Source organism: Porphyromonas sp. COT-290 OH860 (genome assembly GCF_000768935.1).
GTDB lineage: Bacteria > Bacteroidota > Bacteroidia > Bacteroidales > Porphyromonadaceae > Porphyromonas.
Genome location: NZ_JRAR01000007.1, coordinates 15,114 through 29,218, shown reverse-complemented (window position 1 = coordinate 29,218; position 14,105 = coordinate 15,114). Strand labels below are relative to the sequence as shown.

7 protein-coding genes and 1 tRNA gene are annotated in these 14,105 nt (G+C 49.8%); 3 read left to right on the top strand and 5 right to left on the bottom strand.

All coding sequences use genetic code 11. The features are described from left to right. The first annotated feature begins 11 nt into the window (after nt 1–11). Both HQ41_RS01110 and nagB read left to right on the top strand, forming a co-directional pair. Nucleotides 12–1,232, top strand: coding sequence for an FprA family A-type flavoprotein (locus HQ41_RS01110; protein WP_044186753.1), 1,221 nt, complete (start codon nt 12–14; stop codon nt 1,230–1,232). Nucleotides 1,233–1,271: 39 nt separating this feature from the next. Then, entirely contained in the window at nt 1,272–2,066 is a 795-nt protein-coding gene (gene nagB, locus HQ41_RS01105) for a glucosamine-6-phosphate deaminase (RefSeq protein ID WP_044186750.1), read from the top strand. A gap of 394 nt (nt 2,067–2,460) precedes the next feature. Here the strand turns inward: nagB and HQ41_RS09210 are convergent, their stop codons facing one another. From HQ41_RS09210 to clpB, 3 genes are all read right to left on the bottom strand, one after another. Continuing rightward, nucleotides 2,461–6,060 carry a C10 family peptidase gene (locus HQ41_RS09210; protein WP_052405203.1) on the bottom strand — a complete coding sequence of 1,200 codons (3,600 nt, stop codon included), beginning with the start codon at nt 6,058–6,060 and terminating at the stop codon, nt 2,461–2,463. 543 nt (nt 6,061–6,603) lie between these two features. Then, on the bottom strand, nt 6,604–7,629 hold the full coding sequence (locus tag HQ41_RS01095; protein ID WP_044186747.1) for an NAD(P)-dependent oxidoreductase: 1,026 nt from the start codon (nt 7,627–7,629) through the stop codon (nt 6,604–6,606). A gap of 170 nt (nt 7,630–7,799) precedes the next feature. Then, on the bottom strand, nt 7,800–10,397 hold the full coding sequence (gene clpB / locus HQ41_RS01090; RefSeq protein WP_044186745.1) for an ATP-dependent chaperone ClpB: 2,598 nt from the start codon (nt 10,395–10,397) through the stop codon (nt 7,800–7,802). Nucleotides 10,398–10,689: 292 nt separating this feature from the next. Here clpB and HQ41_RS01085 point away from each other — a divergent pair. Further along, a tRNA-Asn gene (locus HQ41_RS01085) sits at nt 10,690–10,763 on the top strand. 946 nt (nt 10,764–11,709) lie between these two features. Here the strand turns inward: HQ41_RS01085 and HQ41_RS01080 are convergent. Both HQ41_RS01080 and HQ41_RS01075 read right to left on the bottom strand, forming a co-directional pair. Next, nucleotides 11,710–12,564 carry a S1 RNA-binding domain-containing protein gene (locus HQ41_RS01080; RefSeq protein WP_044186742.1) on the bottom strand — a complete coding sequence of 285 codons (855 nt, stop codon included), beginning with the start codon at nt 12,562–12,564 and terminating at the stop codon, nt 11,710–11,712. Between the two features lie 2 nt (nt 12,565–12,566). Continuing rightward, entirely contained in the window at nt 12,567–13,976 is a 1,410-nt protein-coding gene (locus tag HQ41_RS01075; protein ID WP_044186738.1) for a PDZ domain-containing protein, read from the bottom strand. Between the last annotated feature and the right edge of the window lie 129 nt (nt 13,977–14,105).

The following is a 14,105-nucleotide window of genomic DNA, read 5'->3' as shown; positions in this document are numbered from 1 at the left end:
CACCTAATAATATGTATCAAGTACCTCAGGTTACAGACTCTATTTATTACGTTGGGGTTAACGACCGTACCAAGCAGCTTTTTGAGAATATGTGGTCGCTACCCTATGGTGTGTCCTACAATTCATTTCTTGTTGTAGATGAGGTGACCACGCTTATCGACACAGTCGATGTGTGCTACTCCGACGTCTTCTTCCATAAGCTCGAAACCGTTCTTGGGGAGCGTCAGCTCGATTATCTCATTGTGAACCATATGGAGCCCGACCATGGAGGGTCTATTGGCTTGCTTCGTAAGCGCTATCCTAATGTGAAGATCATTGGGAATAAGAAGACTTTTGATATGCTCAAAGGTTATCATGGCATCACAGATGGGCTAGTGGAGGTAAAGAGCGGAGATGCGATCCGTGTAGGCAAGCACGAGTTCTCCTTCCTGATGGCTCCTATGGTACATTGGCCCGAGGTGATGTTTACCTACGAGCAAACCCAAAAGGTGCTTTTTTCTGCTGATGCATTTGGCACTTTTGGTGCTCTCAATGGTCATATCTTCGACTACCAAGCTGATCTAGATCTCTACTTCAGAGAGATGCATCGCTACTACTCTTGCATTGTTGGGAAGTATGGTTCCTTCGTTCAGAAGGCGCTTAAAGCCATGAGCGAGCAGAACCTCACAATCGACTACGTTTGCCCCACGCATGGTGTGATTTGGACGCCTAAGCATTTCCCACAAGCTCTAGAAATCTATGATCGCCTTAGCCGCTACGAGGGTAAGGACGGAGTGGTCGTTCTCTATGGATCTATGTACGGCAATACGGAGCAGATGGCCGATATTATTGCTCAGTCACTAGCCGAGGCTGGCATCAGTCAGGTTGTTTGTCACAACGTTAGCAAGAGCGATCAGTCCGAGATCTTGCGTGATATTTTCACTTACAAGGCACTTATCGTTGGTAGCCCGACCTACTGTGGGGGGCTATTTTCACCGATTGAGAATATCCTCAACCTACTTCGTGTTCGTGATCTCAAGAATCGCTTGTATGCTGTCTTTGGCTCCTATACTTGGGCGCCCGCAGCGGTCAAGAAGCTACTGCCTTTCGCCGAAGAAATGGGCTGGACGCAGATTGGTACTCCAGTCGAGCTCAAGATGGCGGATTTGCCTGCGGTCGTAGATGCCGCTTGGAGTCTGGGACAAGAAGTTGCCGCTGCACTTGCAGCAGATACCTCGCAGGCTGACGCATAGAACCTTAATTGGACATCATCAAACTAATCAAAATATATAATGAGACTAATCATTCAGCCAGATGCTCAGGCCATAGCCTCTTGGGCTGCCGAGTATGTGATCGCTCGTATCAATGCTTTCGTTCCTACGTTCGACCATCCTCACTTTGTGCTTGGGTTACCTACTGGATCTACGCCTCTGGGTATGTATCGTGCCTTGATTGAGGCACACAAGGCTGGGCGTGTATCTTTCGCCGAGGTCGTAACGTTTAATATGGACGAATATATAGGTTTGCCTCAGGATCACCCCCAGAGCTACCACTCGTTCATGTGGAACAATTTCTTCAACCACATCGATATAAATCCCGAACATGTACATATTCTTGATGGTAATGCCGCAGATGCAGTAGCCGAGTGTGCTGCGTATGAGGGTGCGATCGTCAAGGCAGGTGGGATTGACCTCTTCCTCGGAGGGATTGGTCCCGATGGCCATATTGCTTTCAATGAACCGGGCTCTTCACTGACTTCTCGTACACGTGTTAAGACGCTGACGACAGACACGATCATTGCCAACTCGCGCTTCTTCGAGGGCGATGTCAATAAGGTTCCTAAGACTGCCATGACTGTTGGTGTAGGCACAGTGATGGACGCTCGTGAGGTGCTGATCCTCGTTAATGGACATGCTAAGGCACGTGCTTTGCAGCAAGCCGTAGAGGGTTCGGTTAATCAGATGTGGACAATCACCGCTCTACAGCTACACTCCCATGGCATCATTGTGTGTGATGAGGCCGCTTGCCTAGAGCTTAAGGTTGGCACCTACAATTATTTCAAGGATATTGAGCGTGGCAATCTCTAAATGCGAGTGCCGTATACTCAGATAGGATAGTCCTCTATTGAGAGGGTAACTAGATTGAAAGGGCTGTGTCAAAATTTATTTTTGGCGCAGCCTTTTTTTAAGATGTTTCAGAATGCACAAAATGCAAGGCACTAAGACTGAGGCTGACGGGAGCGTACTATAAAGTATGTGATCGAAGCCGACGACGAAGTCCGTGCGGAGCAAATGTCGAAAGCAACACCGCCTTTTGTGCATTCTGAAACACCGCCTTTATTTACTGCCCTATGCTCTAGGGTATTTACATTCTATAACGGTTTCCCTCTTGTTTAGGGCACCTTACGGTTTGATGTGAGGAAATTGGCAGACGGCGAATTTGCCACAGCCCCTAAGCTATTATAGACTGCTCGCTCGGAGTTTATCGAATGACGAGCTTGCTATCCGTCTTGCCGATCTGTACGATATAGACGCCTGCCTCTAGATCTGCCAACGACCAACGCCATTCGTCTGTTTCGGGCATTCTAACCTCTCGGACGATACGCCCTGCCAAAGACATGAGCCGAATAGTCGTCCCGGGAGCAATACCCGAGATGGTGACGAAGTCATGCGCTGGGTTTGGATAGAGTACTCCCTGAGAGAGTTGCCGCTCAGTAAGAGAGGTGTTTTGCTTGAGGCTCACTTTCACCCTACTATCGTCCTCTACCTCGAATTTGTATGGTGCAGCAAGTGGCTGACCATTCACCTTGACGGAATCGACTATATAGCCCTTATCGGGAGAAATGACTAGTGTAAGCATTGTGCCAGACTCAACGGCATCTAGATCCACTGCTTCTGGTATGCTGATCTTGCCGTGCTCTAGCTTTGGGAGCCATACACGATAGGTATTCTTGGTAAAGACAGCCACGACTTTGGTGTCTGCCACTACGATGAAGTACTTGCTATGGGTAATATCTTTTTCGTTTGCCATTAGGCTCTTGAGCCTATAGTGCTTGTGAGGATTGGCGACGATACTGAACGGGGTGCCAGCTGCTACTTGATTTAGATCCTCGGCTCCCCTTAGAGTGATCTCTCCTTCGCCCTGCACTTCGCTCGTTACTCGGTAGATATTTGGCTCGAAGGTTGCCTTGACGAATGTCTTATCGAGGATTGTAATCTCCGTATTGTTTTCTATCTCTTTCTCATTGACCGTGATGGAAACGAGTCTATGCCCCGGGGAAGGGCTAGCCTGTACGATTAGTTTCGTACCGTAGGGTACATCATCTAGGTCGTCATAGCCTATAAGGTCTAGTCTACCTTCGCCTTTGGTATAATCGAATACGCGAAAGTTTTTCTTCTCAAACACGGCAACGACCTTGGTGTCGGATGTTACGGTGAACCGACGCCGTGTCTTGATTACTTTGTCATTTGCCATAAGACTTTTGAGTCTGTGTCCCCGATCCACATGTGTATCTACACTCAGGGTCATGCACTCTTGCACCGAGTCGAGGTCAATGTTTGGTATGTCGATCTTGCCACCCTCGTTGCTCTCTAGGGTTACTTGATAAGTTTTTGGGGTGGAGGGTGGAGCTGGATTGAGGATCGTTAGTTCATATCTGGGGGTAAATGCCGACCAAATATCAAAATCTTCCCCATTGAAGTTGGCTGAGATATGTATGTGATAGGTGCGATTGGCTGGTATTCTGTCGAAGACAGATGCTGCGATCGCGGCTCTCGTCTCCTCAACTGTCTTGATGCCCCTGTCAAAATCAAGGGTATCACTTTGCCCCAAATGGTATTTTGCTCCCGTTGTTGGGTCTACGAGTGAGTAGTCTATTACACCCTTGTAGGGCATCAAATTCTCGTTAACTATGGGACAGGCGATGGAGAGCACATTGTCTGCTAATTTGCTGACATCTAGTATCCGATCGTTGAGGAGCGATGATCCTAAGCGAATCTCGAGGGGGGCGGGGGGTTCTCTACGCTGTTTGTCTAGATGCCGGTCTATAGTGTACGGATAAACAAGGTGTGGTCTGCTATCGCAATCGATTACTTGTATGCGGTATTGCCCAAAAGGATTCTCTATAGGGTAAACCTTGCCGGGGATAACCTCTTTCGTACCATCGGCATACTTGATAAATCTAGATGGGACAATGAAAGAGAATGTTACATCGTAGATACCTTCCTCTAGGTCGATTGGGGATGGATCTAAATACGAAATAAGGTGATTGAAGGTAGCATGACCAAAGAACTGATATGTCTCCGTTGAGATATCCCTATTTATCCCATCGGTATTTGTTAGATTGAAGTTAATGTAGCCCAAGCCTGTAGAGAAGTCTGTTGTGTTGGATATGGCAAGTTGAGTACTGCCAAATATATTTGTCCATATTTCCATTGTTTCCAATGGCGCTTGGGTCATAACTAACTTAGCCTCTCGAGGAGATGTATCTAATAGGATTTTGCCCTCTCGCACCTCCAATGATAGAGGCGAGCCATTGCCAACCTCTATCCAATTGTTGGCGCTGGTATTCTTTTGCCGACCGAGCGAGTCGGGGATAAACTCTCTACAAATGGCTACGATTTGGTACGATCCATCCGAGAGCGTAGGCGCAAGCGTGATTGAGTCTTGCAAAGGAGGGTAGCAAAGTCTTCGGCCGATTTCGTCCAAGGTGCAGTGAGAGGCGTATTGTTTCACCTCGTTGCCCTCCTCGTCCCTCAGAGAGTAAGCAATCTCTCCCCGGTAGGATCTCGTCAAACCATTGCCCAGCCTTTTTAGGTTAATGCCAATCTTCCTAGATGATAGGTCTGTAGTTCTGCTGTCAAACTCTAAGCCGCCTCCATGAATGAATGAGAATTGTGCGGGACTCTCTGCAAATGCTTCGACTCCATCTTTGTCGGGACGCAATAGGATAATATCTTGCTTTTGGGTATACCACATTTGTCCCATCCCTGCTTCATAAGGATGCGAAAACATGAAACTTAGGGCAAAATAGCCATTGCTCGAGCCTCTCCAACCCCAGTTGGCATGGAGATAGCCGTTTTCATCATAGCCATCTATGACCCAAGTATGTCCAGGTCCGCCTCTGGACTCTGAGATGATAATCGGGTAGTCGCGGTCTAGTTCGTTCTGTATCGCAGATAGAAAATCTGCATGAGGTGTATGACTATGGTTAAGGAACGAAACATGGTAGGAGAAGTGCTTGTGAAGTGCTTGGGCTGCGTTCTCACTGGAGGCTCCACTTCCTCCATATTTCTCCGCATTATAGTTCGTATTGACTGCGATACCCACATCGTGCATGAGTTTGGCGACAGCATTCCCTTGTTTTTCTGTCCAAAATCCCTCCTTGTACGACCTGTCATATTCCCATCGCTCTTGGTACTTATATTCGTCTATCATCTCGTCCCATTCATAGACAGATTGGCTAAAGTCCTCGCTCAACTGTCTAACCGACCACAACTCTGTGGGGTAGGTATTGGAGCCTTTACCGCGAATGGGCCATTTGTGGTAGTACATTACTTGGGCCATAGCAGTGGCGACACACCCCGTTACGGTGGGTTCTTGCTCGTGGGTGCGTGGGGTTTGATCGTTGAATGGCTCGTCTTGCCCCCAAATACAAGTCAAAAGAGGCCCCTTGATAACCTTGGGGTGTGGTTGGGGATTTGAGGAGGGAATACCAAAAGTCTGAGGAGTACTGGACAGAGCCTTAACCTGAGCCTTGTGGGCATCAAGTAGAGCAGCCAGCTGAATGGGGAGCTCATTGGCTTTGAGCTGACCCGACTCTGAGTAGCCGAGTATGGGTGTCGTCCTATCATCGCCCGAGATGATGACGAAGCCCGAGTGGTCGGTATCGTTGAAGATGTAGTACGCTGGCGGAGTGCCTTGGGTTTGCTCCGCTTGTGCGAGCCTTAGTTCGCTCGCTTTATTGACCTTGACATAGCGTTCGGCTAGGCGCATCGCCTGCTCTCGCCCTATGGGACCTGCTATGCTACTGCAAAAGAGTAGTAGATGGCACAGGAGTAGTAGAGATCGTCTGAGTGTCATATCCGATGGCTGTTAAGTGTAGATATTGTATTTGTTTGTAAAGTTAAGCATATAAATTTGTTTGTATTCAAATATAAGGTCTATCTTGATGCTTGCAGGAGGTGAGAAAGTCAAAGGGGTGCTTTTGAGCGATATAGATTGGTGTTTAGACAGGTTCTGATCTATGACAACTTCCCTGCTATGACTACTCTTGTAGGGTGTAGCGTAGCCTTGTGTACACGGGCCAGAAATTGATGGGAAGATCGAAAACTTTCTTCCCATCAATCCAAATAAATCTTCCCATCAATTTGGAAAAGTTGTAGGGAAGATTTTTTTTGACTTCTACGAAAGGAAAAGCGGCTGCGACAAAATGAATTTTGCCACACCGCCTTTTTGCAACTAAGTGTCAAGAGGTCTATTAGTTCGTCTGCCCTCGGCTGGAGCCGATGATCGAAGCTAGCGACGATATCTCTGCCGAGCCAATGTCGTAAGTAATCTCCGACGTTTACGTATCTCGGCATACGCCCCTACGGATTTGCCTCTCAATCCAAAGGCACCTTCGTGCTAGAAGAAGTACTTCATGCGCTCTTGGTCTTGCTCCTGCCATGCACGATAGGGTTCGGAGCGGTTGAGCAGATTGCGCTTGATGCGGTTGTGTAGTAGCCCTGCAGCCCAGCGCTTGTAAGACGGTATGGAGGCTACGACATCGGCATAGTAGCTCTCTAGTGTATCTTGGCGGAAGTTTAGGATCTTCTCTAGCTTGTCCGAGTCGGCATAGAACCCACAATGATAATTGCGCTCAGCGAAGGCTTTGTCGGGGAAGTCGAGTGCCCCCAAGCCATGTAGCTCGAAGTTCTTCGCTAGTAGCTCTCGATATGTGGTGCGACAGGCTTCTCCGCCGCCGAGGTTGAAGATGCGTCCCTTGAGTTCATCTCGATGCTCTAGGGCAAGCACGAGGGCTCGAGCCGTATCTCTAGGCGTCGTGATCTCGATAGGCGTATCAAGCGGCATATAAAACATTAGCTTGGAGATCTTGTGGTTGCCAGCACCCATAATCGCTGAGAGGCGGAAGATGCTCCACTCTAGACGGCTTGCCCTGACGACTTCTTCCAGCTTCACTTTAGACGCACCATAGTTATCGCCGTACGAAGGCTTAAGCTCGTCGCTTACTCGTATGTTGGGTTTCTCTAGGCGATCGCCATAGACTGCGACAGAGGAGGTCGCCACGATGAAGGCTTCGGGGGAGTTTTTCTCGAGCGAAGCCACTAGATTAGCCGTACCGATGACATTGACGTTGTAGGTCAGCTCCTCATTCTCGTACGCCTTGGGCGGGATAATCGAGGCTGTATGGATACAGTAGTCCACTCCTCTGGTTGCTTGTTGTAGATCTCGTGGCCGAGTCAGGTCGCCATAGAACACTTCGATGCGCCCACGATACTTGTCGAAGAGTGCCATACTGCGAGCATTCTTGAGCTCGAATACACGTATACGGTAGTGAGAGGGTTGCCCGGCTAGAGCCTTGAGTACCTCTCTGCCCACTGTGCCAGCAGCTCCAGTGAGCAGTATTGTTGGTTTCGTCCGATTGATCATAGATTATTCTTAATATCCAGTTGAATGTCTTCTAAATAAACAACTCCTAGATGAGTACTTATGTTGAGCTATCTGGGCCTATGCCTCTACCCCAAAAGCTAGAGAGGCTAGCCGATAGCCCCACTCGGAGCATATCGACTAGCCTCTCTGGCAAATCTTACTTGGGTAGCCTAGCTATTGGTCTTGAAGGTGTAGCCAGCCTCGTCGGCGTCCATCACGATGCGTCCGCCGGGCTCCACGTCACCTCGGAGAATGCTTCGGCTAAGCTCGCTCAGGAGCCTGCGCTGGATTACTCGCTTCACGGGGCGAGCGCCAAACTCTGGGTCGTAGCCCTCGTGGGCTAGGCGGTCCACTAGGGCTGGCGTGTAGCTTAGCTCGATGCCATTGCCCGCAAGTGTCTTGATCGTAGAGGCGAGCTGTAGCTCTACAATCTGGCGTATCTCTGCCTCTCTGAGCGGTGTGAAGACAATCGTTTCGTCAATGCGGTTGAGGAACTCTGGGCGCAGAATGCGTTTGAGCATCTCTAGCACTTCGCTCGCTGTGCGGTCTAGTAGCTCCTCCTCATTGTCTGGTCGAAGCTCTGACATACGCTCACGAATGAGATCGCTACCCATATTGCTCGTCATGATGATGATTGTATTCTTGAAATTGACCGTCCGACCCTTGTTGTCGGTTAGGCGTCCGTCGTCAAGCACTTGTAGTAGTACGTTGAAGACATCGGGGTGCGCCTTCTCGATTTCGTCAAATAGTACCACTGAGTAGGGCTTGCGTCTAACAGCTTCGGTCAGCTGACCTCCCTCGTCGTAGCCCACATATCCCGGAGGCGCACCAACGAGCCTAGAGGCTGAGTGCTTCTCCTGATACTCACTCATATCAATACGTGTGAGCATCTGCTCATCATCGAAGAGCACCTCTGCTAGAGCCTTAGCCAACTCAGTCTTACCTACCCCGGTTGTCCCAAGGAAGATGAAAGAACCAATCGGGCGCTTGGGGTCTTGCAAGCCAGCACGACTGCGGCGTACGGCCTCGGATACCGCATGTATGGCTGCCTCCTGCCCTACGACACGCTTGTGTAGCTCGGCTTCTAGGTTGAGTAGCTTCTCACGCTCGCCTTGTAGCATTTTGCCTACGGGGATACCTGTCCAGCGAGATACGATCTCGGCAATATCCTCGGCATCGACTTCTTCACGAATCATAGCCCCCGAGCCTTGCGCCTCGACAAGTTGCTTCTGATAGGTCTTGATCTCGGCTTCCTTATCTCGTAGCTTGCCGTAGCGTATCTCGGCTACCTTGCCGTAGTCGCCCGTCTGCTCGGCACGCTCGGCCTCGTATTTGAGTTGCTCGATGTCGATTTTCGCTTGCTGGATTTGGTTGATGAGGTCTTGCTCTTGCTTCCATTTGCCAAGACGACCCGCCTCCTGCTCCTTGAGCTCAGCGATCTCTCGCCCTAGGCTCTCGAGTTTGGGTTCGTCATGCTCTCGGCGAATGGCCTCACGCTCTATCTCGAGCTGCTTGATGCGTCTGCCTATCTCGTCCAGATCCTCGGGTAGAGAGTCCATCTGCATTCTCAAGCGTGCTGCCGCCTCGTCCATCAGGTCGATAGCCTTGTCGGGGAGGAAGCGGTCGGTGATGTAGCGATCCGAGAGGCGTACTGCTGCAATGATAGCATCGTCCTTGATGCGTACCTTGTGGTGGTTCTCGTACTTCTCTTTGAGCCCTCGAAGGATCGAGATCGAGCTGAGCTCGTCTGGCTCCTCGACCATGACCATTTGGAATCTGCGCTCGAGTGCCTTATCCTTCTCAAAGTACTTCTGATATTCGTCGAGTGTCGTTGCGCCGATTGATCGCAGCTCACCACGAGCGAGAGCGGGCTTGAGGATATTGGCAGCGTCCATGGCGCCCTCGCTCTTGCCAGCTCCTACGAGTGTATGGATTTCGTCGATGAAGAGGATAATCTCGCCCTCGCTACGGCTCACTTCGTTCACCACGCTTTTGAGGCGCTCTTCAAACTCTCCTTTATACTTGGCCCCTGCAATCAAGGCTCCCATATCGAGCGAGTAGACTTGCTTGCTCTTGAGGTTCTCTGGCACATCGCCTCGCACGATGCGGTAGGCCAAGCCCTCGGCAATGGCTGTCTTACCTACTCCCGGCTCACCGATGAGGATAGGGTTGTTTTTGGTGCGACGAGAGAGTATCTGTAAGACACGGCGTATCTCATCGTCACGCCCTATTACTGGGTCGAGCTTGCCATCTCTGGCTCTCTGGCATAGGTTGATCGCATACTTCTCGAGCGACTGATACTGCTCCTCTGCACTCTGACTCGTTACCTTGCTCCCACCTCTGAGCTCCGAGATAGCCTGCTTGAGCTCAGCCTCCTTGGCGCCGAAGTCTGCTTTGAGCATCTTAGCCACGGGGCTATCGACCGAGAGAAGTGCGAGCAAGATGTGCTCTAGGGCTACATATTCGTCTTGCATGTTGTGGGCGATGTCCTCAGCCTTGAGCAGAACTTCATTAGCCTTGTTGCTCAGATAGGGTTCTCCTCCCGATACCTTAGGGAGCTGAGCTAGTAGGGCGGTATTCGCCTCTGTCAGCCTCTGCACAGGGATCGAGAGCTTAGCTAGTAGGAACGGTAGTGGGCTACCCTCTAAGCTAAGCAAACTAGAGAGTAGGTGTGCTGGCTCTATGGCCTGCTGACCTGCTCTGCGCACCTGCTCCACAGCCTGCTGTAGAGCTTCTTGCGATTTGATTGTAAACTTGTTGATATTCATCGTTTCGTTCTTTTGTTTTTACTTGCATCTAGGCAAACAGCGTTCCTGGGTGTAAATTTATGACAAATTGGCTTAATTCTGGCTCGTAGTATCCTATATTTCAGACGTTTTTTCTGCTGCAAGTTCTATAAATAAACGCTTCTTATTGCTCGTTGTCCCTAATTATTTTGTGTTAATGCTTGATTGATGACCCAAGAACTTTACTCTCAAAACGAGAAAAATCACAGCAAAACTTGCACAATTGGATAATTGGATATATCTTTGCATCGCAAAACAAACAAATAATGTTTCTGCTTTCTTAGCTCAGTCGGTTAGAGCATCTGACTGTTAATCAGAGGGTCCTTGGTTCGAGCCCAAGAGAAAGCGCTTCTCTTTTTGTTTTTCATAGTAGATTGTGTGGTTGGCATAGGGCGTGAGTCTTGTGCCAATCTTTTTATTGCCCCTTGATAAACTTTATTCGCAAGCTCCAGAGTTACCTATCCAATGCCCAATATCATAGTTCCGAATGAAAGCACTTGAGATAATTCTCCTCTATGTATTCTATCCGTTTCAAGCACAACTGAGGCGAAAATTAGGGTGCGAAACTCATACTTTTCTGTAAAAAAAACTGAATAAATAACGCTTGGTCTATATGCTTAGGAGGGGACGTCTGGTTGGATTGGCCAATGGGATAGCTGGATTGAAGGACTGATTTTGGGGGATTGATGGACTAACCTGCCGAGGTGTGTCCACCAATTCCGAAAGATTGATGGGAAGAAATACAGAGTAAGAAGCCCAAAGGCTATAAGATATCCTAGATTACCGTCTTATGCGTTTGGTTTTTAGGTGATTGTGTAGATCCGTTTTAAGGTGGGTGTTTTCGAGCGCCCGAGTGTGAGTGCCCAAATGAGCTTGCGGCTAGTGGAGAGCCTGCTAGGGGCCAAATATGAGGTCTAGCCTCTATGACCGGTCTGACGACAATCGTGCCTCAAATAGTTAGAGATTTGATAAGAAGTGTAAATCGTTTCGTGGATATTTTGGCACCTGCTGTTGGAGTAGGAGGGGAGCTCCACGGCCAACATCATAGCGGAGCGTGTGCTGTTGTAGGCAAATTACTGTATCGCTCGTATTGTATCCTCAAAAGATCCTATTATTAATTTGAATATAAGTGATTTAGTTGATCTTGTGGGTTTCGGTTATGATCACCTCTTTTTTCTCTGAAATACCTAAAAGGGCTGTGGCAAAAATTAATTTTGCCACAGCCCTTTTAGGGGCAATATGGATTGGGGCATAGTCTGTCGAGGTGCACAGAGAGCTAGCTCTGGTGATTAGACTAGATGAGCTCTATACTGTGAGGGGTAAGCCTTAGCTTACGCTTCTTGTAGAGAGCGCCACAGACCATCTTGAAGCTCTTTTTGCTTAACCCCGTTAGACGAAGCACCTCCTCGGCTGGACTTTTGTCCCCGATAGGCAGCTTCCCTCCAGCGGCATGTAGTAGGCGCATCAGTTTGGTCATATCTCCATCAACACGATCGTAGCCTACGGGGCGTAGTGATAGGTCAATGCGTCCGTCCTCTCGAATTCGTGTCACATAGGCTGTGATGTTGTCGCCTCGCCTAAGCTCTTCGTCGTACTCTCCCTCATAGATGATACCCCAATGTATATGGTCTACGATACAGCGCAAGCCTGCATCGTTGCGCTCGTATGCTAGTGCCTGAACACGATCGCCGGGCGCATAGCTGGGCAGCACGTTGCCGATGTGCTTGTTGAGTTTGGCCGAGCCGACGATCTTGCCGCTGATGCGATCTATATAGAGATGGACGACATAGGACTTGCCCTCTTCCATCTGCCCTTTCTGCTCGGCGAAGGGTACGAATAGGTCTTTGTGGATCCCCCAGTCTACAAAAGCTCCAGCTGAGGATAGGCCGGCGCACTCTAGGTAGGCCGTTTCGCCAGCCTGAGCATAGGGCTTGAGGGTCGTAGCAATCAGGCGTCCCTCGTTGTCATGGTAGACGAAGACCTCGACCTTTTGCCCCACCTCGAGCCCTTGAGGCAGATAGCGTAGTGGGAGCAAGATGCCCGATTCATTGTCCCACTCGAGGTAGGCACCGATAGACACAAGGCGTAGAACCTCTAGCTCGTTAATCCGCCCTATGTGATAGCGGCTCTGGTGTAGTTTGACTTCCATATTTAGTTCGGTATGATGGTCGATTCGTCACGTTTCTCTGGACGAATGGGTACCCGATAGACCTCGCCTCGACGCTCTACCTCGAAGACCAGTACGTCTAGACGCTCTGGGTTGATGTATGGGCGGAAGGAGAAGAGGTAGGAGAAGGCTGCATCGCTGCGATCCCTGAGGAGCATCGTGGCGATAGCATCGTAGTGTCTAGGTGCCCAGTAGCGGCTCTGTAAGTTAGCCATGGGGACATGCATAGCGGGGAGGTCTTTGTCTCGATATTTTTCGCTACGCTCGGCGAACGTATAGTAGGCCGTGAGCAGATCGTCGAGAGAGGGGTGGTCTAGCTCGATGCCATTGATGCTCTTGATGATATCCCCGGGTAGGATACCTGCACTCATCGCAGGCGACCCGTACTCGACGTCTATGACACGCTTAAGCGTAGCCTTGTCGTAGACCAAACCCGTATAGTGGTACCTTAGAGTTTGGAAAGTCCAAGATGGGGCTAGGGTGTTGGGGGCTAGGGGGAAGCCTTGTAGCATGGTGGGTATAGAGTAGGCTGCGTACTCGGGGATCGACATATCCGCTCCAAGGGACTCGTTGGCCTCACAACTCCATACGGTCTTTTGGGTTTGTGGGTTTTGAGCCACGATACCTAGGGAGAGCTTGTAGGTCGCCAAAGGAGATTGGGAGGGGAGTACAGGCAGTGGCTTCAGATCCCGATGCTGTGGGTCGTAGCGCCAGCCAAATGGCATCTCGTCGCTGGGCTTCGCAGTAGGCTCTACTGGGCTAAGCTGGTAGTAGGTAGAGATCAGTAGATCGGGGCTGTCGTGGCTCTCCTCTAGTCCCGTAGCCACAAGCGCCTTGCGAATAAGTATGTTGAGTGCTTGGTCTATCCCTTGTGTGGCAGGCGAAGACGGAGCGAAAGCGAAGGTTCGCACCTGATCAAGTCTAAATGTAGATGCTTGTTGGTAGGTGAAAGGGTAGGCAATGCGTTGGCTACTGGCGTCCTCTAGGCTGTATAGGGCGAATAGCTCTGCTAGCTCACGCTCTGTGACGCTGTGAGCAAGTTTGCAATCTCGGCCTAGCAGGTAGGTTTTCTTTTGCCGGCCAAAGTTGGAGATCTGTAGGATATGCTGAGCTTGTCTGGTATGTAGAAGCTGATGAATTTGCTTCCCCGTCAGATTGAGCGTAGGCACACCATCGATACTCTCGATGATATCCCCCACACGAAGCCCACTTCGATCTGCGGGGCCAAAGGGAGCAATAGACGTGACAACGGGCTGCGAGGCTCCCCAAGCAGGGAGATGGCTGATCTGGAACTGAAAGCCAACACGACAAACCTCATTGCCAGCCAAAAGCATAGCACCACCCTGCAGGGCAATACCCAGCAGCAGTAGACTTTTTGTAATGATCTTCTTCATCAATAATTCTAGAGTTGGATTGGAGATATGAGTGTACACCAAAGTAGTCATCTCGGGTACAAAGCTAAGGTATTTTCGTTAAACCTATAGAGCGTTACCCTAGGGACATAATGCCAAGCGGGTACGACA